The organism is Novosphingobium chloroacetimidivorans (assembly GCF_014204535.1).
GTDB lineage: Bacteria > Pseudomonadota > Alphaproteobacteria > Sphingomonadales > Sphingomonadaceae > Novosphingobium > Novosphingobium chloroacetimidivorans.
In genome coordinates this window covers 306,412-330,632 of record NZ_JACHLR010000002.1, presented here as the reverse complement: position 1 = coordinate 330,632, position 24,221 = coordinate 306,412, and the positions used below count along the sequence as shown (strand labels likewise).

General features: G+C 68.7%; 29 protein-coding genes. 20 read left to right on the top strand and 9 right to left on the bottom strand.

The window, feature by feature from the left end:
• Positions 1 to 42: 42 nt before the first annotated feature.
• Together HNO88_RS03970 and HNO88_RS03965 are read left to right on the top strand one after the other, a co-directional pair.
• Positions 43 to 1,650 (top strand): GMC family oxidoreductase, encoded by a 1,608-nt coding sequence (locus HNO88_RS03970; RefSeq protein WP_184242769.1) that lies wholly within the window; start codon positions 43 to 45, stop codon positions 1,648 to 1,650.
• 53 nt (positions 1,651 to 1,703) lie between these two features.
• On the top strand, positions 1,704 to 1,985 hold the full coding sequence (locus HNO88_RS03965; protein WP_184242768.1) for a DUF427 domain-containing protein: 282 nt from the start codon (positions 1,704 to 1,706) through the stop codon (positions 1,983 to 1,985).
• A gap of 365 nt (positions 1,986 to 2,350) precedes the next feature.
• On the opposite strand, the gene HNO88_RS03960 is transcribed toward HNO88_RS03965, so the two are convergent.
• The 4 genes from HNO88_RS03960 to HNO88_RS03945 all read right to left on the bottom strand — a co-directional run bounded on the left by HNO88_RS03960 (position 2,351) and on the right by HNO88_RS03945 (position 4,613).
• Positions 2,351 to 2,659, bottom strand: a complete 309-nt coding sequence (locus tag HNO88_RS03960) for a hypothetical protein (protein WP_184242767.1) — start codon at positions 2,657 to 2,659, stop codon at positions 2,351 to 2,353.
• Positions 2,659 to 3,030: a response regulator gene (locus HNO88_RS03955; RefSeq protein ID WP_184242766.1), complete on the bottom strand. Its 372-nt coding sequence runs from the start codon at positions 3,028 to 3,030 to the stop codon at positions 2,659 to 2,661. Before HNO88_RS03955 ends, HNO88_RS03960 begins: the two co-directional genes overlap by 1 nt.
• A 34-nt stretch (positions 3,031 to 3,064) precedes the next feature.
• A complete protein-coding gene (locus HNO88_RS03950) occupies positions 3,065 to 4,153 on the bottom strand; it encodes a PAS domain-containing protein (RefSeq protein WP_184242765.1) in 1,089 nt (362 codons plus the stop codon).
• Between the two features lie 130 nt (positions 4,154 to 4,283).
• On the bottom strand, positions 4,284 to 4,613 hold the full coding sequence (locus tag HNO88_RS03945; protein ID WP_184242764.1) for a Rieske (2Fe-2S) protein: 330 nt from the start codon (positions 4,611 to 4,613) through the stop codon (positions 4,284 to 4,286).
• A gap of 121 nt (positions 4,614 to 4,734) precedes the next feature.
• Between HNO88_RS03945 and HNO88_RS03940 the strand changes: the two genes are divergently transcribed.
• A complete protein-coding gene (locus HNO88_RS03940) occupies positions 4,735 to 5,160 on the top strand; it encodes an OsmC family protein (RefSeq protein ID WP_184242763.1) in 426 nt (141 codons plus the stop codon).
• 63 nt (positions 5,161 to 5,223) lie between these two features.
• Here the strand turns inward: HNO88_RS03940 and HNO88_RS03935 are convergent, their stop codons facing one another.
• Entirely contained in the window at positions 5,224 to 5,676 is a 453-nt protein-coding gene (locus HNO88_RS03935; protein ID WP_184242762.1) for a COG3650 family protein, read from the bottom strand.
• Between the two features lie 10 nt (positions 5,677 to 5,686).
• Complete coding sequence (locus HNO88_RS03930; protein WP_184242761.1) at positions 5,687 to 6,460, bottom strand: DUF72 domain-containing protein; 774 nt, start codon at positions 6,458 to 6,460, stop codon at positions 5,687 to 5,689.
• Positions 6,461 to 6,596: 136 nt separating this feature from the next.
• Between HNO88_RS03930 and HNO88_RS03925 the strand changes: the two genes are divergently transcribed.
• The 11 genes from HNO88_RS03925 to HNO88_RS03875 all read left to right on the top strand — a co-directional run bounded on the left by HNO88_RS03925 (position 6,597) and on the right by HNO88_RS03875 (position 15,339).
• Entirely contained in the window at positions 6,597 to 7,142 is a 546-nt protein-coding gene (locus HNO88_RS03925; protein WP_184242760.1) for a hypothetical protein, read from the top strand.
• 118 nt (positions 7,143 to 7,260) lie between these two features.
• Positions 7,261 to 7,776: a hypothetical protein gene (locus HNO88_RS03920; RefSeq protein WP_184242759.1), complete on the top strand. Its 516-nt coding sequence runs from the start codon at positions 7,261 to 7,263 to the stop codon at positions 7,774 to 7,776.
• An 80-nt stretch (positions 7,777 to 7,856) separates the two neighbouring features.
• A complete protein-coding gene (locus tag HNO88_RS03915; protein ID WP_312856986.1) occupies positions 7,857 to 9,311 on the top strand; it encodes a helicase HerA domain-containing protein in 1,455 nt (484 codons plus the stop codon).
• A gap of 9 nt (positions 9,312 to 9,320) precedes the next feature.
• On the top strand, positions 9,321 to 9,500 hold the full coding sequence (locus HNO88_RS03910; RefSeq protein ID WP_184242757.1) for a DUF4169 family protein: 180 nt from the start codon (positions 9,321 to 9,323) through the stop codon (positions 9,498 to 9,500).
• Positions 9,500 to 9,700, top strand: a complete 201-nt coding sequence (locus tag HNO88_RS03905) for a hypothetical protein (RefSeq protein ID WP_184242756.1) — start codon at positions 9,500 to 9,502, stop codon at positions 9,698 to 9,700. Before HNO88_RS03910 ends, HNO88_RS03905 begins: the two co-directional genes overlap by 1 nt.
• Positions 9,701 to 9,899: 199 nt before the next feature.
• Positions 9,900 to 11,063 carry an aminotransferase class I/II-fold pyridoxal phosphate-dependent enzyme gene (locus HNO88_RS03900; RefSeq protein WP_184242755.1) on the top strand — a complete coding sequence of 388 codons (1,164 nt, stop codon included), beginning with the start codon at positions 9,900 to 9,902 and terminating at the stop codon, positions 11,061 to 11,063.
• Positions 11,054 to 11,695 carry an alpha/beta fold hydrolase gene (locus HNO88_RS03895; RefSeq protein WP_184242754.1) on the top strand — a complete coding sequence of 214 codons (642 nt, stop codon included), beginning with the start codon at positions 11,054 to 11,056 and terminating at the stop codon, positions 11,693 to 11,695. Before HNO88_RS03900 ends, HNO88_RS03895 begins: the two co-directional genes overlap by 10 nt.
• Positions 11,653 to 12,444, top strand: a complete 792-nt coding sequence (locus HNO88_RS03890) for a methyltransferase domain-containing protein (protein WP_312856985.1) — start codon at positions 11,653 to 11,655, stop codon at positions 12,442 to 12,444. Before HNO88_RS03895 ends, HNO88_RS03890 begins: the two co-directional genes overlap by 43 nt.
• Positions 12,445 to 12,449: 5 nt before the next feature.
• The gene (bioD, locus tag HNO88_RS03885; protein ID WP_184242753.1) at positions 12,450 to 13,082 is read left to right on the top strand and encodes a dethiobiotin synthase; all 633 of its coding nucleotides are present in this window, start codon (positions 12,450 to 12,452) and stop codon (positions 13,080 to 13,082) included.
• A complete protein-coding gene (locus HNO88_RS03880) occupies positions 13,079 to 14,332 on the top strand; it encodes an adenosylmethionine--8-amino-7-oxononanoate transaminase (RefSeq protein WP_184242752.1) in 1,254 nt (417 codons plus the stop codon). The genes bioD and HNO88_RS03880 overlap by 4 nt, the downstream gene beginning before the upstream one ends.
• Before the next feature lie 344 nt (positions 14,333 to 14,676).
• Complete coding sequence (locus HNO88_RS03875) at positions 14,677 to 15,339, top strand: CDP-alcohol phosphatidyltransferase family protein (protein ID WP_246381169.1); 663 nt, start codon at positions 14,677 to 14,679, stop codon at positions 15,337 to 15,339.
• Between the two features lie 183 nt (positions 15,340 to 15,522).
• Here HNO88_RS03875 and HNO88_RS03870 read toward each other — a convergent pair whose 3' ends face one another.
• The 3 genes from HNO88_RS03870 to HNO88_RS03860 form a co-directional block, all read right to left on the bottom strand.
• Complete coding sequence (locus HNO88_RS03870; protein ID WP_184242751.1) at positions 15,523 to 16,566, bottom strand: DUF7064 domain-containing protein; 1,044 nt, start codon at positions 16,564 to 16,566, stop codon at positions 15,523 to 15,525.
• 241 nt (positions 16,567 to 16,807) lie between these two features.
• The gene (gene map / locus HNO88_RS03865) at positions 16,808 to 17,635 is read right to left on the bottom strand and encodes a type I methionyl aminopeptidase (RefSeq protein WP_184242819.1); all 828 of its coding nucleotides are present in this window, start codon (positions 17,633 to 17,635) and stop codon (positions 16,808 to 16,810) included.
• Between the two features lie 71 nt (positions 17,636 to 17,706).
• The gene (locus tag HNO88_RS03860; RefSeq protein WP_184242750.1) at positions 17,707 to 18,525 is read right to left on the bottom strand and encodes a DUF4163 domain-containing protein; all 819 of its coding nucleotides are present in this window, start codon (positions 18,523 to 18,525) and stop codon (positions 17,707 to 17,709) included.
• Between the two features lie 46 nt (positions 18,526 to 18,571).
• On the opposite strand from HNO88_RS03860, the gene HNO88_RS03855 reads away from it, so the two are divergent.
• From HNO88_RS03855 to HNO88_RS03830, 6 genes are all read left to right on the top strand, one after another.
• Positions 18,572 to 19,960: a leucyl aminopeptidase family protein gene (locus tag HNO88_RS03855; protein WP_184242749.1), complete on the top strand. Its 1,389-nt coding sequence runs from the start codon at positions 18,572 to 18,574 to the stop codon at positions 19,958 to 19,960.
• Positions 19,961 to 20,066: 106 nt separating this feature from the next.
• Positions 20,067 to 20,420: an SH3 domain-containing protein gene (locus HNO88_RS03850; protein ID WP_184242748.1), complete on the top strand. Its 354-nt coding sequence runs from the start codon at positions 20,067 to 20,069 to the stop codon at positions 20,418 to 20,420.
• Positions 20,417 to 21,352: an N-acetyl-gamma-glutamyl-phosphate reductase gene (gene argC / locus HNO88_RS03845; RefSeq protein ID WP_184242747.1), complete on the top strand. Its 936-nt coding sequence runs from the start codon at positions 20,417 to 20,419 to the stop codon at positions 21,350 to 21,352. Before HNO88_RS03850 ends, argC begins: the two co-directional genes overlap by 4 nt.
• Positions 21,353 to 21,801: 449 nt before the next feature.
• A complete protein-coding gene (locus HNO88_RS03840; protein ID WP_159873057.1) occupies positions 21,802 to 22,140 on the top strand; it encodes a P-II family nitrogen regulator in 339 nt (112 codons plus the stop codon).
• A 120-nt stretch (positions 22,141 to 22,260) separates the two neighbouring features.
• Positions 22,261 to 23,670 (top strand): type I glutamate--ammonia ligase, encoded by a 1,410-nt coding sequence (gene glnA, locus HNO88_RS03835; RefSeq protein WP_184242746.1) that lies wholly within the window; start codon positions 22,261 to 22,263, stop codon positions 23,668 to 23,670.
• Between the two features lie 190 nt (positions 23,671 to 23,860).
• Positions 23,861 to 24,163 carry a hypothetical protein gene (locus tag HNO88_RS03830; RefSeq protein WP_184242745.1) on the top strand — a complete coding sequence of 101 codons (303 nt, stop codon included), beginning with the start codon at positions 23,861 to 23,863 and terminating at the stop codon, positions 24,161 to 24,163.
• The last annotated feature ends 58 nt before the right edge of the window (positions 24,164 to 24,221 follow it).

Genomic DNA, 24,221 nt, shown 5'->3' with positions numbered 1-24,221 from the left:
GCGAGACTTGCTAGAGAACGGCAGCGGCCCTAGCGCCTTCACATGGACGAGTTCGACTACATCGTCGCCGGCGGCGGCAGCGCGGGCTGCGTGCTCGCCAATCGGCTCAGCGCCGACCCGCGCAACCGCGTCCTGCTGCTCGAGGCCGGCGGACGGGACAACTACATCTGGATCCGCGTGCCCGTGGGCTACCTCTACTGCATCGGCAACCCGCGCACCGACTGGTGCATGACGACACAGGCGGAGGAAGGCCTGGGCGGCCGCACGCTCAAGTACCCGCGCGGCAAGGTGCTGGGCGGCTGCTCGTCCATCAACGGCATGATCTACATGCGCGGGCAGGCGGCGGACTACGACGGCTGGCGCCAGGCGGGCCTCACCGGCTGGGGCTGGGACGACGTGCTGCCCTACTTTACCCGCGCAGAAGACCACTACGAAGGCGGCGAGTTCCACGGCGTGGGCGGCGAGATCCGGGTGGAGAAGCAGCGGCTGCGCTGGGACATCCTCGAAGCCTTCCGCGAGGCGGCCGGGCAGTATGGCGTGCCTGCCATCCCGGACTTCAACACCGGCGACAACGAAGGCTCCAGCTTCTTCCAGGTGACCCAGCGCGGCGGCTGGCGCTGGAGCGCGTCGGACGCCTTCCTCAAGCCGGTCCGCGGCCGGGCGAACCTGCGCGTGGTCACCGGCGCGCACGTCGACAGGGTCGTGGTCGAGAACGGCCGCGTGACGGGCATCACCTGGCGCCAGGGTGGTAAGCACGGCGGCCAGGAACGATCGGCGCGCGCACGCGGCGAAGTGATCCTGTCCTCGGGCGCGATCGGCTCGCCGGCGATCCTGGAGCGCAGCGGCATCGGCGAGGCGGCGCGGCTGAAGGACCTGGGCATCGCGCCGCTGGTCGACCGGCCGGAGGTCGGCGCCAACTTGCAGGACCACTTGCAGCTGCGCTGTGCCTACAAGGTTTCGGGCGTGGCGACGCTCAACCAGCGGGCCGGGCATCTGTTCGGCAAGGCGCTGATCGGGCTGGAATACCTGGCTCGGCGAACCGGGCCGATGGCGATGGCGCCGAGCCAGCTGGGGCTGTTCTGCAAGAGCGACCCGCGCTTCGCCACCGCGAACCTGGAGTACCATGTCCAGCCACTCAGCCTGGAGGCCTTCGGGGGCGCGCTCGACGCATTTCCCGCCTTTACCGCCAGTGTCTGCAACCTGCGGCCCGAGAGCCGCGGCACCACCCGCATCGCCGATCGCGATCCCGACAGCGCGCCGGTGATCCGCCCCAACTACCTCTCGGCACCCGAGGACCGGCGCGTGGCGGCAGAGGCGATCCGCATCACCCGCCAGATCGTCGCGCAGCCGGCTCTGGCCAGGTACCACCCGGAGGAGACCCGCCCGGGCATGCACCTGCAGAGCGAGGCCGAACTGGAGCGCGCTGCGGCGGAAATCGGCACGACGATCTTCCACCCGGTCGGCACCGCGGCGATGGGCACGGTGCTGGATGCGCGGCTGCGCGTGCGCGGGGTGGAGGGCCTGCGCGTGATCGATGCCTCGGCGATGCCGGCGATCGTCTCGGGCAACACCAATGCGCCCACGATGATGATCGCGGAAAAAGGCGCCGAGATGGTGCTGGAGGACGCACGGGTCACTGTCGCCGCTTGAATGCAGCGCCGATCGGGCGCAGCCTGCCGCAAACACCTGCGAAGGAGCGCCGAATGGTCGAGGCACGTTGGAACGGCAAGGTCATCGCCAGCAGCGACAACACGGTGGTGGTCGAAGGCAACCACTACTTCCCGCGCGAAGCCGTGGACGCCACGGTGCTGCGACCGAGTTCCACCACCAGCCTGTGCCCCTGGAAGGGCACGGCGAGCTACCACTCGCTCGAAGTCGACGGCGATACCAACAAGGACGCGGCGTGGTTCTACCCCGAGCCCAAGGCTGCCGCTGCGCAGATCCGCGACCGCATCGCATTCTGGAAAGGCGTCGAAGTCGGCTGAGTGACTGGGAAGAGAGGCTGAGGATCCGCGCCTGTCCTCCCCGGCACGAGGAGGGGGACCGCGCGAAGCGTGGTGGAGGGGAGTCTCGGCATGGAGCGAGGCTGCCGGCGGGTTCCGTCCAAGCTCGCGGGATGACGCGAGTCCCCCACCACCCCTCGCTGCCCGAGCGGTCCCCCTCCCCGCATCGGGGAGAACAAGTGCTCGAAGATCCTCCCCTGCAAGGGGAGGTGGCGCGCCTGAAAGGCGTGACGGAGGGGTGTCCCCGCTGGTGAAGTACTCGACCGAGAGGGTTACACCCCTCCGTCAGTCCTGCGGACTGCCACCTCCCCTTAGAGGGGGAGGATCTAAACCGTCCCGCGCAAGCCTTACTTGCGCGTCAGCCTCGACCGGTTCGCGCTGACACGCGAGCGGTAGTGGTCGATGGTGCGACCGGCGACCTGGCTCGGCTCGGTGCCGAAGCGGCCGGTGGCGAGCGCCGCGGCGAGGTCGACTTGCGCGTGCCATTTCTCTTCGACCATGCGCATGGCTTCGCGGTTGGCCGGGGCGCCGCCTTGCGCCAGGCGGGCACAGCGCAGCCAGATGACCCAGCTCGCTTCGGCGCCAAGAAACCAGGCATCCGCGGCGACTATCGGCCAGGCGAGCGCATCGACGGCTTTGGGTTCGGACTTGGCCATCATCCGTTCGCCGTCTGACGATGCGCGTCGCGCGCATACTTGATGGCGCGGGCGATAACCGTCGCCGCACTGGCGGGCTTGGCGACCAGCTCGGCGCCCAGCGCGCGTACCGTTTCGTCGTGGCGGTCGAGATCGCCGGAGTGAAGGAGATAGGGGATGCCCCGCTCATCGAGCGCTCGCGCCACCGGCACGCACGTCTCGCCGTCCTTCAGCGTCACGTCCAGAATGGCGCTGTCGATCCGCTCGCTGTCGAGGATCGCCATCGCCTCGCTCACGCTGGAGGCGCACAGCGCGCGACAGCCCTCGTCCTCGGCGGCGAACTCCAGGTCCATCAGGATCAGGGGCTCGTCCTCAAGCATCAGGATATTCATGCAGGGCGACCTTCCAAGGGTAGGGTGTGCCCGCTCATGCCGGGATCACGATCGTGGCTTCGAGGCCATCATGGTGCCACTGCCGCGTCATCGAGCCGCCGCCGTGCCGCAGCATGCGGTCGACGATCTGGCTGCCGGTGCCGCGCTGCTCGGGTGGTATCGGGATGTGGGGGCCGTCGTACTCGCGCCAGCGCACCAGCAGCTTGCCGGGATCCTCGCCCGTGGTCTCATGCCAGTCCACCTCGACGCGCCCGCCGTCCTTGGACCAGGCGCCGAACTTGGTGGCATTGGCCGCCAGCTCGTGCAGCACCAGTCCGACGACGGACACGGTCGCGAAGTGGACGCGCAAGCCGTTGCCCAGGAACTTGAGCCGCTCGGCATCGGCATCGTAGGGCGCCAGGATCGCGCGGATCGCAGGGCCGATCTCGATGGCGCCGCTCGACGCCTCGTCCAGCGTGGTTTCGTAGGCGCGGCCCAGCGCCTGGATCCGGCCATTGATCTCGGCCGCCTCGCCGGGAATGCCGCGCACGCGCCCGGTGATGTTGACGATGCCCGAGATGACCGCGAACATGTTCTTGATCCGGTGCGACAATTCACGCGCCATGATGCGGGCGTGGCGCTCCTCGGCACGCGCGGCGCGCACTTCCGATACGTCCCACTGGCTGCCGAAGAAGTACGCCAGCTGACCGTCCGAGCGATAGATCGGCCCCAGGTGCAGTGCGTTCCAGAACGTCGAGCCATCCTTGCGGTAGTTAAGCAGCTCGACCACCACGACATCTTCCGATGCGAGCGCGGCACGGATCTTGTCGACCTCTCGCTGATCCGTTTCCGGTCCCTGGAGCAAGCGGCAGTTCTGGCCGACGACTTCGTGCTCTTCGTATCCGGTCAGGTTGCGGAAGGCGCGGTTGGCGAAGACGATCGGCAGGTCGGGCTGGTGCGGATCGCACAGGCAAACCGCCATGCGAGTCTGCGCCATGGCCTGTTCGAACAGGACGCCCGACGCTTCGAAGAACTGATCTTCCGGCGCCTGGACGCCACGCGCCTCACGGCCGGGATTGTAATGCGATTGCTCCGCATTCCAGCCGGGCCGAACATTCGAGGTCACATCATTATCGTGCGACATCGATCGCCCTTGCATTCCATTTGCGGCACCATGCCCAGGCTCACAATGCGCGCTCCGGTCAAGAGTTCCGCAGCTAGCCTTTTTGGGACGCTGCACTTGCGAAGACGGCTTGTCCAGTCGTGAACTGCGGTCAAACGCCGATCAGCACGTCGCCCCCCTCGACCCGCACGGGATACGTCTGCAGGCCGGACTTGACCGTCATGCCGATGATCCACAGTCGCGGGTCGCGCTCGACCTGCCCGGTCGCCAGGTCGAAGCGGGCCTTGTGCAGTGGGCAGACGATGGCGCGGTCCTCGATCCTGCCGCGGCACAAGATGAAGCCCAGGTGCGGGCACTTGCGCTGCGTGGCATAGAGCGCGCCGTCGACTTTCGCGAGGAGCAGCTTGTGCCCGCCTGCCTCGACCGCCAGCGGCTTGCCTTCGGCGACATCGGCAACACTCGCGACCTTCATGAATTCCATGGCATGCTCCCGAATGCGGGGCGATGATGCCCGGCCGGCTGCCTGGCTGTCCAGAACAGTTGCCGAGACGGCGCCAAAGCCGGCTCGATCCGAACACTTTCACTTGCAAGGATGATCCAAGATGACCGTCAACTCCGCCACTGCCCGCTACGAAGGCCTCGGCAAGGAAGGCAAGGGCCACGTCACCAGCCGCTCGGGCGCGATCGACGCGCCTTACGGCTTCGCCACAAGGTTCGAGGATGCGCCCGGCACCAACCCGGAAGAGATGATCGCCGCCGCCCACGCCAGCTGCTTCACGATGGCCACCAGCTTCGCACTGGCCAAAGCCGGCCACAGCGATGGCTCGCTGGAGACCGAATGCAAGGTGACGCTGGTGCCCGCGGACGGTGGCTTCAAGGTGACCAAGTCGGAGCTGTCCTTGAAGGGCAAGGTTTCCGGGCTGTCGCAGGACGAGTTCGAAGCAATCGCGGCGGAGGCCAAGGCAGGGTGCCCGATCTCCAAGCTGCTCAACTGCGAGATCACCCTGACCACGTCGTTCGAAGGCTAAGCGCCAGGCGCCTCCCTGCCGATCGTCGGCGGGGAGGCGCTCCGCCGACGAACCGCGACGCGCTCAGCCCTTGGGCTGGGTGAACCCCTTGGTGTCGGTCCAGCCGCATCCCTGGCGGACCTCGTCACCGATGCGCAGCGTCACCGAATAGGGGAAGCGCCGGTCCGACATGCCGTCGCCGCAGGTGCCCGGCGTGACCGTCATGTCGAAGGCCCTTCCGTCCAGCGTTCCGCTCAGCCCCAGTCCGTTGCGACCGGCGAAGCGGTTGACCGCCAGCTTGGTGCCCTCCGGCTTCGCGGGTGTCGTGTAAGTCAGCGTGCCCTCACGCGCGGTGCCGCCCCAGAACGGTTCGGTGCCGACGAAGTGCAAGGTGTCGCGCGGCGCGATGGCGCTGAACGGCTTGGCCGAATCGCTGTCGCCCGGAACGCCCCCATTGTCCTCGCCTCGGCGCGCGTGGCAGGCGGACAGGGCGGCGAGCGCGAGCAAGGACAGGGCGGCGGTGCGCATCGTGGTCATGCCACGCGCCTTAGCACTCGGCCGGTTGCACCGCATCCCCTGCCAGCGCGGCGATCAGCGCCTGCGCGGCGGCAGGGGCGCGCTCCTTGGCGCCGGCGATGAAGAAGGCGTAGACCTCACGCCCGTTTTTCGCCCAGCCGCGCGCCCGATCGGCCCACGCGGCAAGCTCCGGCGGCGGATATCCGGTCGCCTCCTCCGGGCGACAGCGCTGCAGCCGCGCATAGACGAACGGCCCATCGGCCGCCGCGAAATCGGCGAACTTCTCGCTTTCGCTCACCACCACCGCGACGCCGGCCGCCTTGGCGAGCGCGTAGAAGGCGGGATCGTCGAAGCTCTCGTGACGCGGCTCGATCGCGTGGCGCAGTGTCACGCCTTCGTGGCTCTTGGGCAGCAGCGCCAGGAACGCTTCGATCTCGTCGGGATCGAAGCGCTTGGTGTCGCGCAATTGCCAGTTGATCGGCCCGAGCCGTTCGCCCAGTTCCACCAGCCCTTGCCCGACGAACTTCGCGACGCTCTCCCCCGCCTCGGCGAGGTTCTTGCGGTTGGTGCAGTAGTTCGAGCCCTTCAGCGCGAAGCGGAAGCTTCCGGGCACCGTGTCGCGCCACTTGGCGAACGTCGCGGGCTTCTGCAGGCGATAGGCGGTGGCGTTGATCTCGGTCGCGGTGAGATGCGCGCCGAGGTAGGCCAGCTCGCGCGTATGCGCCAGGCCCGCCGGATAGAAGTTGTCGCGCCAGGGCTGGTAGACCCAGCCGCCGACACCGATGCGGATCGCGCCTTTGCTCATGATGCTACGATGGCATGGGCCCGGCTCCCGCGCGAGCTCCATGCGATCGATGACCTATGTGAAGCGCCGCCTGGAACACGCGCGGGCCGATCGACGTTGAGGCGACAGGAGCAAGATCAACACGGGGCGACATGCCATGACCCAGAGCGAAAAGGCCAAGGCGCTTAAGTATTCCGGCGGCATCCTGGGCGGTGGTCTCCTGGCCGGCGCCCTCATGGCGCTGGCGACCCCCACGACGATGACGCAGAAGGCGGACAGCCTGCGCGACCTTCTCGGCGTGCGGGAGGCATCCGCCGACGCCACGCCGGTGCTCGCTTTCGAGGCGCCGCCCGAGGACCTGACTCCGGTCAGCTGGCAGACCGCGCAGCAGGAATACGCCTACGCCGGCAGCGACGCGACCATGGCTGAGCCGGACTACGGCGCCGACTTGCTCGACAGCTCCACGCCGCTGCCGGGCGAGGCCGAGGCGCTGCCTCCCGAACTGCTCGAACAGCGCGAGCAGCCGACCACGGTCGTGCTGGCGCGTGTCGGCGACGATGCCGCGGACTCGGCGCAAGCCGCGCGTGATGCCGCGGCCGACGTGCGCGTTGCCGAAAGCGCGGCTGGCAGCTCCGATCCGGCCGACGCTGCGATCCAGGCCAGTGCTCCGGTCGTCGCTCCAGAGACCGTCACCCCGAGCTGACCGGCGCGCTGCGACATTGTCGCACCTGTAGGACATTCAGCCGCGCGTCAGCCGATAGCCGATATTGGGTGCGCTGCTGACGGAAGGTTGCTACAAGGTGCATATGGGCGCGACGCGCATGATCTTTTCACTGGGTGTGATCGGTGCCGCAGCCGGGGCCTACCTCGCGTTCGCGACGGTACCGAGCTTCGCCCCTTACCGTGACCGCCGCGCATCGGCTCCGGTGGTGCTGAGCCAGCCCATCCAGGGCGATGCCCAGGCCCCCGATCTTGCGCCTTCCGCCGACACGCGCGACGACGGCCTGCGCGTGCGGCCCGACTTCGAGCACGGCACGCTGGTCGTCGAGCTGCCGCGCTGGGCGCAGGATACCGGCTCCTGGATCGCCTTTGGCCAACGCACCCTGCGGCATTGGAGCGGCTCGATCGATCCCGGAAGCGACAGTGAGAGAGGCTGGGAAGACCGGGCCCCGCGCGGCGCCCAGCGTCGCGAAGAGGACGACCGGGACTACGCGCCGGAACGCTGGTCGGACTTCGAGTCCGACCTGGCCCAGCGCGGCAACGAGGCCGCCGCCAGCGCCGCCGACCATGCGCGCGAAGCCGCCCGCGACGTAGAGGATGCTCTCGCGGACCTCTAAGCAGCGGATCTGCCGAAAGCTCTGGAAAACACGGGCCTTCCGGTTCCGAATCGCTGCCGCACCGGCCTATGCGCAAGCCGGTGAGCGCAACCATCGTCATCGGCCATGATCCCCATGGCGCTGCCGTCGAGATCGACGTCGGCGAACTGCTGGCGACGCGCCTGCTCGTCCAGGGCAATTCGGGCTCGGGCAAGTCGCACCTGCTGCGCCGCCTGCTCGAGGAAAGCGCGCCGCTGGTGCAGCAGGTGGTGATCGACCCGGAAGGCGACTTCGTGACGCTCGCCGAGGAGTTCGGGCACGTGGTGATCGATGGCGCGGCTTATGCCGAGGCCGAGATCGGCAAGCTCGCAGCGCGGATCCGCAAGCATCGCGCCTCGGTGGTCCTCGCGCTCGACGAGCTGGAGGTCGACAGCCAAATGAAATGCGCCGGCCAGTTCCTCTCCGCGCTGTTCGATGCCCCGCGCGAGGAATGGTATCCGGCGCTGGTGGTGGTCGACGAGGCGCAGATGTTCGCGCCTGCCGCTGCCGGCGAAGTGAGCGAGGAAGCGCGCCGCATCAGCCTGGCGGCCATGACCAACCTCATGTGCCGCGGACGCAAGCGCGGGCTTGCCGGGGTGATCGCCACGCAGCGCCTGGCCAAGCTCGCCAAGAACGTCGCGGCCGAAGCCAGCAACTTCCTGATGGGGCGCACCTTCCTCGACATCGACATGGCGCGCGCCGCCGACCTGCTGGGCATGGAGCGCCGCCAGGCCGAGGCGATCCGCGATCTCGCGCGCGGGCAGTTCCTGGGCCTGGGCCCGGCGATCAGCCGCCGTCCGGTCGCGGTCAACATCGGCGCGGTGCGCACCGGCAGCCGCGCGGTGGTGCAGAGCTATGCCCCGCCGCCCGTCGCCTCGGCGGAGGAGCTGCACGCGCTGCTGCACGACAACCTGGCCGAGCCCGCCCGCGAAGTGGTGCGACCCGCGCCCGTGCGCGCCGATCCCGAGGAACTGGTCGAGCGGATCGCCGCCGCCGACACGCCGCCGCCGCGCCGGCCGGAACTGCCCGCGATCGACCCGGCCGAGACGGAGGCGGCGCTTGCCGCGATCTTCGCCGACATGGCCGCGGAGGAAGGCTGCACGTTCCAGCCCGCCTCCACGCTGTTCCAGGACTTCACCTTGCGCTGCCGCATGCGCGGATTGTCGGTGCGCGGCTATGACGTCGTGCGCTTCCGACGCGGCTTCGCCATGGCGCTTGCGGGCATCGACGATCCCGCCGATGCCCGCTGGACCGGACTGCTGGACCTTGCCGCCGGCGTGCCCGACGAACTGCTCGCGCCGTTCCTGCTCATCGGCCGCGCGGCCATCGAAGGTCGCCCCTGCCCCGACGATGCCGAGCTGGCGCAAGTCTACGGCACCAGCTCGCCGCGCCGCATCCAGCGCCTGCTCGACTATCTGGAGAAAGACGGACTGCTGGTGGTGCGCACCGACTTCGGCGGCAAGCGCTCGGTCGGCCTGCCGCACCTCGGGCTGGCCACTGCCTCCGTCGAAGCGTAGAACCCGCGCATGGCCGAGATCGTCAACCTGCGACAGGCGCGCAAGGCGAAGCAGCGCGCCGACGCCGCGTCCCAAGCCGATGCCAACCGCGCGCGTCATGGCGCGTCCACGGCCGAGCGGCGGCTGGCGAAGGACGAAGCCGATCGCCTGGCCCGCACCGTCGATGGCGCAAGGCGCGAGCCCGACTGATGCGCTCCACCTACCAGGACGCCACCGTGCGGCTCTACCACCTCGACGATGCCGGCGAGGGCGGCGCGGCGACGACGCTGTTCTACGGGCCGCTGTCGCAAGCGCTCGCTCTGGCGGCGCAGCAGGACGAGGCCACGCAGGAAGCCCTGTGGATCGCGACCGACAACGACGTGGTCGCGTACCTGGATCTGGAGGGCTGACTCGTCTCAGATCCTCCCTGCAAGGGGAGGGGGACCGTCCGCGCAGCGGATGGTGGAGGGGTGTCACCGACAGCGTAGTGCACGATCGAGAGGGTTACACCCCTCCGTCCATCCTGCGGACTGCCACCTCCCCTTGCAGGGGAGGATCTGAGCGCAGGCCGTTGTCACCCCGGCTGCGATCCCCTACCGCGCCAAGGCAATGGCGAGCCTGGACGAGCATCTCGAAGCGGCACTGGCGAAGGTCGAACAGGCCGGTCGCCGCCGCGTTCTGCGGCCCGCCACGCTGGCGCCGCGCGGGCGCATCGTGCGCGGCGGCAAGACCCTGCTCGACTTCTCCAGCAACGACTACCTCGGCCTCGCCACGCACCCGCTGCTCACCGAGCGCGCCCGCGAGTGGGCCGCGCGACACGGCTCCGGCAGCGGCGCCTCTCGCCTCGTGACCGGCACCAGCCCCGACGTGCTTGCCCTCGAAGCCCGCATCGCCGCGTTCAAGGGCACCGAGGCGGCGCTGGTCTTCGCCTCGGGCTGGCAGGCCAATGCCGCCGCGCTGCCCGCCCTGCTTGCCATGCTGCCCGGCGCGGCGGTGTTCTGCGACCGACTGAACCACGCAAGCATGCACGCCGGCCTCGCCAGTGCCGGCACCCGTCAGCACCGCTTCCGCCACAACGACCTCGCGCACCTGGAAGAGCTGCTCGCCACCAGAGGCGCGGAGGCTCCGGCCCGCGTGATCGTGACTGAAAGCGTCTTCAGCATGGACGGCGACCTCGTCGACCTGCCGCGCCTCGCCGCCCTTGCCCGAGCGCACGACGCCGTGCTCTACCTCGACGAGGCGCACGCCACCGGAGTCCTGGGTCCGCGCGGGGCCGGCCTCTCGGCGACGGTACCCGGCGGGGTCGACGTCATCATGGGCACGTTCAGCAAGGCGCTGGGCGGCTTCGGCGCCTACATCGCCGGCAGCCGCGCGCTGATCGACTGGCTGGTCAACGCCGCGAGCGGTTTCGTGTTCTCCACCGCCCTGCCACCAGCCGTGCTCGGCGCCATCGATGCCGCACTCGACCTGGTGCCGGGGATGAGCGCCGAACGCGCGCACCTTTCGACCCTTGCCGACCGGCTACGCGCCGGGCTGGACCGCCTTGGCCTCGATCACGGCGGCTCCGCCAGCCAGATCGTGCCCGCGGTGATCGGGGGAGAGGGGGAAACCCTGGCGCTCGCCGCGGCGCTCGAGGAGCGCGACTTCCTCGCCGCCGCGATCCGGCCGCCGACGGTGCCTCCGGGCACCAGCCGCCTGCGCCTGGCCTTGCGCGCCGCGCACTCGCCTGACGATATAGACGCATTGCTGGAGGCGATCGCCGCATGCCGCTAAGCCTGCTGTTCTGCCATGGCTGGGGCTTCGATGCCGCCATGTGGGATCCACTCGCCGCATTGCTGCCCGAGTTCGCGCAAGTCCGCGACGACGCCGGCTACTTCGGCGGGAGCGCAGCGGCCTTGCCGTCCGGTCCGGTGCTCGCGGTGACTCACAGCTTCGGCACCATGCGCCTGCTCGCCGCGCCCCCGCCCGGCCTTGCCGGCATGGTCGCGATCAACGGCTTCGATCGCTTCACCGCCGCACCCGATTTTCCCGGCGTCCCCGCCCGCGTGGTCGACCGCATGGTAAGCGCGGTGGCGCAGGAGCCCGAGACGGTGCTGGCCGACTTCCATGCGCGCGTCGGCAGCGCGGTGCCCGCGGGCGAGCCCCTGGCCGAGCGCCTGCAGGCCGGCCTCGTCACCTTGCGCGACGGCGACTTGCGCGCGGTGGTGGGGCAAGTGCGCCTGCCGATCCTCTCGCTGCAAGGCGCGCGCGACACGCTGCTGCCGATGGGCTTGCGCGAGACGGTCTTCGCCGCGGTGCCGGGCGTCATGCGCCGCACCCATCCGGAGGCCGGCCACCTGCTGCCCAGCGAAGACCCGGCCTGGTGCGCCGACGCGATCCGTTCGTTCGCGGCCACGCTGGCGTGATCCACTCCGAGGGCAGCGTATCGCGCGCGTTCGGCGCGGCGGCCGAGTATGACCGCCATGCCCGCGTCCAGCGCCTCGCCGCGCGCGAACTCGCCCGCCGCATCGCCGCGCTGCCGCTGCCCCGCACACTCAAGGTACTGGAGATCGGCTGCGGCACCGGCTTCCTCACCCAGGCGCTGCGCGACGAAGGCCTGACCGGCGACTGGCTGGCCACCGACATCGCCCCCGCCATGATCGAGCGTGCCCGCGAGCGGCTCGGCGACGCGGTCCAGTATACCGTGCTCGATGGCGAGCGCGGCATGCCGCCCGCGCGCGACTACGACCTCGTCTGCGCCAGCCTGGCTACGCAGTGGTTCGCGCATGAAGCGCAGGCGCTGTCCCGCTGGCGCGCGTGGCTGGCGCCGCGCGGCCACGTCATGGTCGCCACGCTCGGCCCCGGCACGTTCGCCGAGTGGCGCGCCGCCCATGCCGCCGAGGGTCTATCGCCCGGCACTCCGGCCTTCACCTCGCCAGCCGAACTGAGCGCCCTCGGCCTCGCCGAACCGCTCTCCACCGACATCTATCGCGAGCGGCACGCCGATGCGGCCGGATTCCTCCACGCCTTGCGCGGTATCGGCGCGAACACCGCCGCGCCCGGTCACCGCCCCCTCGGTGCCGGAGCGCTGCGGCGGGTCATGCGGCGCTTCGAAGCCACCGGCGCGCTGGCGACTTACGAAGTGATGACCTGCCACCTGACCCGCGCTAGGTAGCCGCCATGAGCACCATCGTCGTCACCGGCACCGACACCGGCATCGGCAAGACCGTCTTCGCCGCCGCCCTCACCGGGGCCCTGCAGGCGCACTACTGGAAGCCGGTGCAAGCCGGCCTTGAGACTGACGGCACCGGCGATGCCGAGGCGGTGGCGCGTATGGCCGGCGCCCCGAGTGAGCGCATCCTGCCCAACGCCTATTGCCTGGCCACGCCCTGCTCGCCCCATCGCGCCGCCGAGATCGACGGCGTGGCGATCGACCTCGATGCGCTTGCTCCGCCGGCCGTATCCGGCCCGCTGGTGATCGAGGGCGCGGGCGGCGTGCTGGTCCCGGTCACCCGCACCACGACCTTCGCCGATCTCTTCGCCCGCTGGCGCCATCCGGTCGTGCTGGTCGCCCGCACGGCGCTGGGCACCATCAGCCACAGCCTGCTGAGCATCGAGGCCCTGCGCGCGCGCGATGTGCCCCTGCTCGGCATCGCCTTCATCGGCGATCCCCAGCCCGACAGCGAGGCGACGATCGCGGCGATGGGCAACGTCAAGCGGCTCGGTCGCCTGCCCCGCCTCGCCAAGCTCGACGCGTCCACGCTGGCGCGCGCCTTCACCGAAAATTTCGCGCTGGAGGACTTCGCGCCATGACCTCACCCGTCTGGCACCCCTTCACCCAGCATGGGCTGGGCGAGCCGATCCCGCTGGTCGAGCGTGCCGAAGGCGCCGTTCTCCACACCCGCGACGGACGCGCCGTCATCGACGCGATCTCGTCCTGGTGGGTCACCACGCACGGCCACTGCCACCCGCGCATCATGGCCGCAGTCGCGGAGCAGACGCAGCGGCTCGATCAGCTGATCTTCGCTGGGTGGACGCACGAGCCCGCCGAGCAGCTCGCCGCCGGGCTGGTGGCGATCATGCCGCAGAGCCTGACGCGGGTGTTCTTTTCCGACTCCGGCTCGACGAGCGTCGAAGTCGCGCTGAAGATGGCGCTCGGCTACTGGGCGGCGCGAGGCGAGATCCGCTCCAGGATCCTGGTGATGGAGCACTCCTATCATGGCGACACCATCGGCGCGATGTCGGTAGGCGCGCGCGGCGTGTTCAACCGCACGTACGAGCCGCTGCTGTTCGACGTGGGGCGCATCCCCTTCCCTGCCGCCGGGGCCGAACAGACGACGCTGGATGCGCTGGAATCCCTGTGCCGCTCAGGCGACGCCGCTGCCTTGATCGTCGAACCACTGATCCTCGGCTCGGGCGGCATGCTGGTCTACCGGCCACAGGTTCTGGCGCAGATGCGTGACATCTGCGCCGCGCATGGCGTGCTGTTCATTGCCGACGAGGTCATGACCGCCTGGGGCCGCACCGGCACCTTGCTCGCCTGCGAGCAGGCCGGCGTGGTGCCCGACATCCTGTGCCTCTCCAAGGGCCTCACTGGTGGTGCGATTCCGCTGGCGGTCACCATGGCGAGCGAGGCCGTGTTCCAGGCACACTGGTCCGCCGACCGCGCGCGGATGTTCTTCCACTCGTCGAGCTACGCCGCCAACCCGATCGCCTGCGCCGCCGCCAACGCCAACCTCGCGATCTGGCGCGAGGAGCCGGTGCTCGACCGCGTCGCCGCGCTCGCCGCCATGCAGGCCGAGCGGCTGGTGGCGCTGGGCCGCTACTGCCACTTCGACAACCCGCGCCAGCTCGGCACGATCGCCGCGCTCGACCTCAAGACCGGCGACGACGCCGGCTATCTCAACAGCCTGGCGCCGCGGCTGATGGCCTTCTTCCGCGAGCGCGACGTGCTGCTGCGTCCGCTCGGCAATACCGTCTACGTCATGCCGCCTTACTGCATCACCCCCGAGCAGCTCGGCCAGGTGTGGGACGTCATTGGCGAGGCGGCCATCAGCTTCTGAGACACGCTTATGTCACTATGGCTCGACTGATCGCACAAATCGCACGGCTGCTCGCCGAGCGATCCCCGCCACGGGTAGCCTTGAGGCTAGTCAAAGCGTACTAAGGCGAGATCGCCGACCACACCTGCACGTCCGCGACCGAGAGACCAAGTGCTCCCGCGAAACTGGAGGGCAGCCATGGATCTCATCCCCTTGCATCATCTTATCGTTCCCCTGGACCTGACACACTGATGGCGACCCGCGGACACGAACGCATCGAGCGCGACATATCGCCTTCAAACCCCAGCCCACGGCCGGTGCTCACCGACGTCAGTGCTGCGCCGGCGCAGCCCGAACTCAAGACCATGCGCATCCAGGAGAACGTGCTCGCTCGTCATGAGCGGCAGCTGCTCAACTGGCTGTGCGCGCGCATGCCCGGTTGGGTGACGCCCGACCTGCTCACCGCGCTGGGCGTCATCGGCGCGATCCTGACCTTCGTAGGCTACGCCGCCAGCAACCTGGCGGACACGTGGCTGTGGCTGGCGATCGCCGGCTACGTGATCCAGTGGTTCGGCGATTCGATGGACGGCAGCCTCGCCCGCTGGCGCAAGATCGAGCGGCCGAGCTATGGCTACTTCATCGACCACAGCTGCGATGGCCTGACCACCGCGCTGATCGTGTGGGGCATCGGCACTACGCCCTATGTCACCATGGACGTCGTCATGGTCGCGCTCGTCGGGTACCTGCTGCTGTCGATCCACGCCTATCTGTCGGCGCGCGTGCTGGGCGAATTCAAGCTGTCCTACCTCGCCGCCGGACCCACCGAACTGCGCTTCCTGCTGATCGGGTTGACCGTAGCCATGATGGTGCTTGGCAACGGCCCGGGCCTGTTTGGGTCCATCTCCGGCTTCGACGTGTTCGTCGGCGGGATCGGGGCGATCCTGATGACTCTGTTCGTGGTGCAGACGCTGGTGACCGGGCGCCGCCTCGCCCTGGCCGCCGCCCGCGACGGCCAGGGGCGGCGGTGAGTGTGCCTCCCCACCCCTCTCCCCGGCGGGGAGAGGTAGCGCAGCTTGCCGCAAGGCGGCTAGCGCAGCTGGGAGAGGGGGCTCGGCGCCGGAGAGTGCACAAACCCCTCTCCAACTTCGGCTAGGCGGCGAGCCGCCAAGCCTTCGTATCCTCTCCCCGTTCGGGGAGAGGATAATTAGCCCCTATCCCCCCATCGCACTCGGCTTGCTCGACCGCTCGATCATGCCGACGGTTTCCTCGCCATCCCAGACATAGCGCGCATGGGACTGCTGGACGATCGGGAAGTCTGGCGGCAGCACCGCATGCCCGCGTGAGCGCATGTTGACGAAGGTTTCGCCGTGCACTTCGACGCGGCGGCCGTCGATCGTCTCGAGCACGAACGACACCGCCTCGCCTCCGGTCACCAGCTTGCGCAGCCACGGCACGTCGACTGGCCTTGCTGGAATGCGCGTGCCGTTTTCGTCCAGGATGAAGCCCTCGGCATAGCTGGGCTGCCCGTCGCTTCGCGGCGGGTAGATATTGAGCCCGAAGCCCTTGCCGCTCGGGAAGATCGCCGATTGCCAGCAGTGGCCCTCGAACCCGGCAAAGGCGCGATAGCCGGTCCGGCGGATGCGCAGCCCGTTGCCGCGAAAGGCGCGCTCCTCGCCATCGATGCGCAAGGAGCCTTCGCAGCGGAACAGCTGCTCGTAGCGCGGGCTCATGAAGTCGCCCTGCTCGCCGCCGAGCGCTTCGGCCGCTTCGGGCAGCAGCGATCCCGGGATCCACGGCACGGCGGCCATGGTCATGGCGACATCGATACCGATGTCGGACTGGAGCAACCGGCTCTCGTCGGGAATGGGCGTGTCGATCAGCGTCTGCGTGGTCAGCACGTCGGCCTCGCCCTCGAACGCGACGGTCCACACGCGGAACGGCTCGACGCAGCGGAAGGTCATGGGGCCGGTGCCGCGGATCGTCGGCAAGCCTTCCGGGCCGATCGCGGGCAGCGTATCGGCGGCGATCCGGCGCTGGTAGAGCCGCCCGTCGGGGAAGGCGATGTCGAGCCAGAGCTCGTGGCGCTCCCACTCCTCGGCCACCGCTTCCACGCCAAGGCGCATGGCGAAAGCGCCGTTCTCCTCCTCGATCCAGACGTTGACCGCGTCACGCACGCCGGCTGCGGGCCGATCGACCAGGACGTACTCGCGCTCGACCGGGATGCCGCCGCTCAGATCGGCTGCGATGGTGGCCATGGGCTGTCCTCCTCCTTGTCCCGGGAGAGGCTGTCATGGCTTGCCGGCGAGGTCACGCCCGCTTGCGAGCGCTCGGGCGATATCGGGGGTGGGTGGCTGCCTGGATCCTCCCCTGCAAGGGGAGGTGGCGCGCACGGAGTGCGTGACGGAGGGGTGTCACCGCCAGAGTAGCGCTCGACCAAGAGGGTTACCCCCCTCCACCACCCGCTACGCCGGCGCCCTCCCCTTGCAGGGGAGGATCTTACGAATACGGCGGCTTGTGCAGGCCCTTGGGGCTCAGCGTGAAGATCTCGCACCCGTCTCCGGTAATGCCGATCGAGTGCTCGAACTGGGCCGAGAGCGACTTGTCGCGCGTCACCGCCGTCCAGCCATCGGCCAGGAGCTTCACCGGCGGCTTGCCGAGGTTGATCATCGGCTCGATGGTGAAGAACATGCCGGGCTTCAGCTCCGGCCCGGTGCCTGCGCGCGCGGCGTGCACCACTTCGGGCGCATCATGGAACAGGCGCCCGACACCATGGCCGCAGAACTCGCGCACCACGCCGTAGCGGTTCTGCTCGGCGTAGGCCTGGATGGCCGCGCCGATATCTCCCAGCCGCGCTCCGGGCCTGGCCTTCTCGATGCCGATCATCAGGCATTCGTAGGTCACGTCGACCAGCCGCCGCGCCTTCAACGCGACATCGCCGACGAGGTACATGCGGCTGGAATCGCCATGCCAGCCGTCGAGCAGCGGGGTCACGTCGATGTTGACGATGTCGCCGTCCTTCAGCGTCTTGTCGGACGGGATGCCGTGGCACACGACGTGGTTGATCGAGACGCAGCTGGAATGCTGATACCCGCGATAGCCGAGCGTCGCCGGCACCGCGCCGCCGGCCAGCGTCAGCTCGCGCACCTTGTCGTCGATCGCGGCGGTGGAGACGCCGGGCTGCACCATCGGCGCGATCTCGTCGAGGATCTCGGCCGCAAGCCGGCCGGCGCGGCGCATGCCTTCGAACCCGTCGGGGCCGTGGAGCTTGATGGTTCCGTCGCGCAGGGGCGTGTCGGCGGCGTCGATCGTCTGGTATTCGGTCATGCCGGCGATATAGCGCAACAAGCGCAGGATTGCGAGGGTGCGCTGTCTTCCCCGTCGCGGGCAGGACGAGCTTACCTCACCGAAAACTCGCCCTTGTACGCCGGCTTCACCGAACCCAGGATCCGCTCGGTCACCGGCAGCGTGATGTCGAACGTCCCCTCGGCATAGGAACCCGCGGCATAAGGCTCGACCAGAATGCCGATGCGGTCGAAGGTCCGGCCATTGCTCGATCCCAGGATCACCGCATGCTCGGCCGGGTCGATGCATTCGTCGAACTGGTCGCCGCTCTGGCGGTTGACCGGCTCGCCACGGCGCTTGGCGCGCTCCTTGTCGAGCGCGGCGCAGAACGGCTCGCGGATCGCGGCGCTGAGCGCGGCCTTGCTGATGAACAGGTCCGCCGCGGTTCTCGCCAGGTTCTGCTCGCGATCCCACAGCAGCGCATCGAAGAAGGTCATGCCATGCGCGCCGCCGCTGTACTCGTACATCTCGGCCGAGAGCGAGAGCCAGCGCGGCAGGTCGGCCACCACCTCCCACTTCGCGCCAGAGCTGTGCGCGCGGTAGGGATAGCCGTTCTTCCCGGCTTCGGCCTGGTCGTTCTTCGAGCTCTTCTCCAGCTCCGCGCGCGACGTCGCCAGCCGCTTGTCGAGCAGCGCCTTGAGCGCCGGGATCGCCGCGGCCTTGGGCGGATAGGCATATTCGAACTCGTAGAGATCGTTCTTGACCTTTTCGGTCCGGCCGGCAGGCAGTTGCGCCGTCGGCTGGGGCTTGGGCGTCGCACGCGAGACCGGAGCCTGGCTCGTCTTCGGCTCCGGCGCTGGCGCTGGCGGGACGCTCGCGTCGCATCCGCTCGCCAGCAGGGCGATCGTTGCGGCCAGGATGATACGCTGCATGCTTTTCCTCTCGCGCTCGCTGCGGGCCCGCGTCTAGAGCGAAGTCATGACCGACAAAGACCCTCTGATCCAGCCAGACCGCGGCCAACCGGCCGTGGCCATCCACCTCGTCGACAAGGATGGACTGGAGCAATTCCTAAAGGACCGCCTGGTTCCGCAGCGTGCCGCGCTGGAAGCGCAGAAGTTCAAGGCGGAGGGCTTTGCCCACGCGATCATGCCCGATGGCGATGGCTGGTCGGTCGCCGCCGGGGTTGCCGAAACCGCCAGGCTGTCGAGCTGGTGCCTGGCCAAGCTGGCGCTGGCGTTGCCGGCCGGGACCTACCGCCTTGCGTCGGGCGTGCCAGGGCCGGCGCTGCTGGGCTGGGTCACGGGACAATACAAGTTCGAGCGCTATGTGTCGGAGCCCTCCAGCGAGGGACCGCGTGTGCTGCTGACCAGCGAGCCCAAGGCGATCCCCGCGGCTCTCGCGCAAGCCGAGGCGACCGCGCTGGTGCGCGACCTCGTCAACACGCCGGCCGAGGACATGGGCCCTGCCCAGCTCGAGGAGCAGGCCGAACTCCTGGCCAAGCGCTTCGGCGCTCAGCTGCGCGTGACGCGCGGCGATGCGCTGGAGCAGGAATACCCGATGATCCACGCCGTCGGCCGCGCGGCGGCGCGCAGCCATGCGCCGCGGCTGATCGAGCTGGAATGGGGCAATCCCGAGCACCCGCGCGTCGCGATCGTCGGCAAGGGGGTCTGCTTCGATTCGGGCGGGCTCGACATCAAGCCGCCTTCGGGCATGCTGCTGATGAAGAAGGACATGGGCGGCGCCGCACATGCGCTTGCCCTGGCGCAGCTGATCATGGGTGAGAACCTGCCGGTGCGCCTGCACCTGCTGGTGCCCGCGGTAGAGAACGCGATTGCCGGCAACGCCTTCCGCCCCGGCGACGTGCTGCGCTCGCGCGCGGGAATCAGCGTCGAGATCGGCAACACCGACGCGGAAGGGCGCCTGATCCTGGGCGATGCCTTGACTCGCGCCGGCGAGGACGAGCCCAAGCTGGTGATCGACTTCGCGACCCTGACCGGCGCCGCGCGCGTCGCGGTAGGCCCCGACCTGCCGGCGCTGTTCACCCGCCGTGACGAGACGGCGCGCGCGCTGCTCGAAGCGGGCGAGGCCGTCGACGATCCGTGCTGGCGCCTGCCGCTGTTCGATGGCTACCGCGAGTTCCTCAAGTCCGACATCGCGGACATCAACAATGCCGGCTCCAGCGGCTTTGCCGGCGCCAGCACCGCCGCGCTGTTCCTCGACCGGTTCGTGCCCAAAGGCCTGGACTGGGCGCACTTCGACACCTTCGCCTGGCGGCCCGCGGCCAAGCCGGGCAGGCCGAAGGGCGGCGACGCGCTGGGGCTGAGGGCGGCGTGGCGCATGCTGCAGGAGCGGTATGGGCTTGGTTAGATCCTCCCCGTGCCGGGGGAGGATCCAGGTCGGCTGATCACCCAAACTTGCACCTCTCCCCCGACCCGTCTAAGCGCGCCCATCCAACTTCGGAGTCACCTGTCAGTTGCCGCTCGAGCTTTCCCCCACGCGTCCGGACGTCGCCGAGCGGCTCCTTGCGCTCAGCGGGCCGAGCCTCGCGGCCGAGCCGGGACACCTGCCGGTCCGCGGTGACCTGGCGCACATCAAGCTCGCCGGGCGCTGCTTCGTGCCCCACTATGCCGTGCCCATGCCGCACCGGATCAAGCAGGGTGCAGAGCTGCGCACGCACGGTCGCGCCGATGCCGAGGTGATCGCCCAGCTTCCCGCCGGCGCGCTGTTCGAGGTGCTCGACATCGCCGGCGCCTGGACCTGGGGCCAGCTCGAGGACGACGGCCTCGTCGGTTACGTGGCGCAAAACCTGCTGGAGCCGCTGGCATGACGGCGACGATCTTCATCGATGGCGCCGCCGGAACCACCGGGCTGGAGATCGCCGAACGCCTCGCCGGCCGCCCCGAGTTCACGCTGGTCACGCTCGACGAAGCGCGCCGCAAGGACGAGGCCGCCCGTGCCGAGGCGCTGAACGACGCAGACTTCGTGATCCTGTGCCTGCCCGACGATGCCGCGCGCGATGCCGTGGCGATGATCCGCAGCGAGCGCGTGCGTGTCATCGACGCCTCCAGCGCGCACCGCACCGCGATCGGCTGGACCTACGGCTTCCCAGAGGTGATCGGCCGCGAGGGGGTAGCCTCCGCGCGGCGCGTCAGCAATCCGGGCTGCTACCCGACCGGCTTCATCGGCCTGCTTAGCCCCCTGGTGAGCGCCGGGCTGCTGCCGAAGGATTGGCCTTACGTCTGCCACGCCGTTTCCGGCTATTCGGGCGGCGGCAAGGCCATGATCGCGCAGTTCGAAGCGGATCGCGACGTCGCCTTTCACGCCTACGGCCTGGGCTTGGGCCACAAGCACGTGCCCGAGATGCAGCGTCACGTGGGCCTGACCCATGCGCCGCTGTTCGCGCCTGCGGTCGTGCCGGCGCATCGTGGCATGCTGGTCGAGGTACCGCTCCAGCTTGCCGCGATGAAGAGCCTGGGAACGCCGGCCGCCGCGCCCGACGCGCTGCTCGCCAGCCTGGTGGAGACCTATCGCGACAGCGCGGTCGTCCAGGTGCGCGAGGACCGGCCCGACATTCTGCAGCTTCGCGCCTCGATGGCGCCGGTCGACACGCTCGAACTCTTCGTGTTCGGCGCTCGCGATGGATCGCAGGCCCGGCTCGTTGCCGTGCTCGACAACCTGGGCAAGGGCGCCAGCGGCGCGGCGGTGCAGAACCTGAACCTGATGGCGGGGCTGGACGAGACGGCCGGGCTGCGGCTCTAACCCTCCTGTCTCGTCATCCCCGCGAAAGCGGGGATCCATCTCTAGGTCTGACACTTTACGCGGCGGCGCGTGCACTTGCCGCGCCTGCGGCCGTGGCGTGCTTGGTCTCGCCATTGTGCCCACCGCGAACGCAGGAGATGGATTCCCGCCTACGCGGGAATGACGAAGTGAGAAGGTGTAGCTGGTCTTTGCCGTGCGACCTGCCCAACAATCAGGCATGCATGCCTCATTATTGATCAGCCCTGACCCTCACCTTCGATGCAAAGCATCCCCGCATCGCCCTCTCACGCAACAACTCCAGCATTTCCGCTCTTTTCGCGCCCGCACAAAGGGCCTACGACCGCGCTACCGGCCTGGCACGATTCTTGATGAGATCGCGCGCGAGGCATCGGGCTGACCTTCGTCGCGGGGACGGATGGACACGACCGAATGCAAGGAAATTGGCAGGCGTGAAAAAGATCGAAGCCATCATCAAGCCGTTCAAGCTCGACGAAGTGAAAGAGGCTCTGCACGAAGTGGGTGTGTCGGGCATCACCGTGACCGAGGCCAAGGGCTTCGGGCGCCAGAAGGGCCACACCGAACTCTATCGCGGCGCCGAGTACGTCGTCGACTTCCTGCCCAAGGTGAAGCTGGAGGTCGTCGTGCCCGACAGCCTGGCCGAACGCACGGTGGAGGCGATCGCCGAAGCGGCGCAGACCGGCCGCATCGGCGACGGCAAGATCTTCGTCGTGCCGATCGAAACCGCCGTGCGCATCCGCACGGGTGAGCGGGACGACGCGGCGCTCTGACGCCGACCCTATCGGACCATCGTCGGCGCGGGGGCCGGCGCGGGTCTGCACTATCATCAAACCCCAGCTTCTCTCGGCCCATGGATCGGGAACCGAGGAACAACCCGGAGATACATACCCATGACCAGCGCAAAGGACGTCCTGAAGCGGATCAAGGACGAGGAGATCGAGTGGGTCGATCTTCGCTTCACCGATCCCAAGGGCAAGTGGCAGCACCTGACCATGGTCTCCAGCGTCCTCGGCGAGGATGAGCTGGAAGACGGCCTGATGTTCGACGGCTCCTCGATCGAGGGCTGGAAGGCCATCAACGAGTCGGACATGATCCTCAAGCCCGACCTCGATGCGGTCTACGTCGATCCGTTCAGCGCCACGCCGATGCTGATCCTGTTCTGCGACATCGTCGAGCCGTCGACCGGTGAGCTCTACGCCCGCGACCCGCGCTCGACCGCCAAGCGCGCCGAAGCGTTCGTGCAGTCGGCCGGCTTCGGCGACACCGTCTACGTCGGCCCCGAGGCCGAGTTCTTCATGTTCGACGACGTGAAGTTCTACGACGGCTACGACGGCAACGGCTTCAAGATCGACGACATCGAGCTGCCGACCAACACCAACAAGGATTACGACACCGGCAACCTGGGCCACCGCCCGCGCGCCAAGGGCGGCTACTTCCCCGTCGCACCGGTCGATCCTTGCACCGACATTCGTGGCGAGATGGTTTCGACCATGCTCGAGATGGGCCTGCCGTGCGACAAGCACCACCACGAGGTGGCCGCCGCGCAGCATGAGCTGGGCCTCACCTTCGGCAAGCTGGTCACCACCGCGGACCGCATGCAGATCTACAAGTATGTCGTGATGATGGTCGCGCAGGCCTATGGCAAGACCGCGACGTTCATGCCCAAGCCGATCATGAAGGACAACGGATCGGGCATGCACACGCATATCTCGATCTGGAACGGCGGCGAGAACACCTTCGCCGGCAACGGCTATGCCGGCCTGTCGGACACCTGCCTGTACTTCATCGGCGGCGTCATCAAGCACGCCAAGGCGCTGAACGCCTTCACCAACCCGACCACCAACAGCTACAAGCGCCTGGTGCCGGGCTATGAAGCGCCGGTGCTGCTCGCCTACTCGGCGCGCAACCGCTCGGCCTCGTGCCGCATCCCCTACGGTTCGGGCACCAAGGCCAAGCGGGTGGAGTTCCGCTTCCCCGACGCGATGGCCAACCCCTACCTGTGCTACGCCTCGCTGCTCATGGCCGGGCTCGACGGGATCAAGAACAAGATCCACCCGGGCGAAGCCATGGACAAGAACCTGTACGATCTGCCCCCGGCCGAGCTGGCCGAAGTGCCGACCGTCTGCGGTTCGCTGCGTGAAGCACTGGAATCGCTCCAGGCCGACCACGCCTTCCTGCTCGAAGGCGGCGTGTTCACCGTCGACCAGATCGAGGCTTACCTCGAGCTGAAGTGGCCGGAAGTGCTCCGCTGGGAAACCACCCCGTCGGCGGTCGAGTTCGACATGTACTACTCGCTCTAATCAGAGCCAGTCAGTTCACCGAGAGGGGCGTCCGGAGCGATCCGGGCGCCCTTTCTCTTTGTCGCGACATGCTCGGTCCACGCTGAGGTCAGGCACGGTTCGCCTCGTCCGCCGGAACGATTGCCGCTGCGGCGCGTACAACGTGCAAGAGAACATGCGACAAGAGGCAAGAACAATGAAGCTTTCCAAGATGATGATCGCCGCGGCCGCGATGGCTTCGATGCTCGGCACCGGCGTCGTTGCCGAGGCGAAGGATCATCGCCGTAACCACGATTCACGCTACGAGCGCGGCCAGTCCGGCTATAACCGCGCCTATCGGACCGATCGCGACCGCCGCTATGATCGCCGCGACCGGGATCGCCGTCGTGAAGTCAGCAACCGTGATCGCCGCGGCTACAACCGCAACGGCAACTACGGAGACATGGCCCGCCGCAACTACGAATATGAGCGCAACCTGCAGACCTGCTACCGCGACGGCCGCCGCGTCTGCTGATCGGTGCGCCTCTTCACTCGTCATCCCCGCCAAGGCGGGTATGACGATGGCGTGGAGT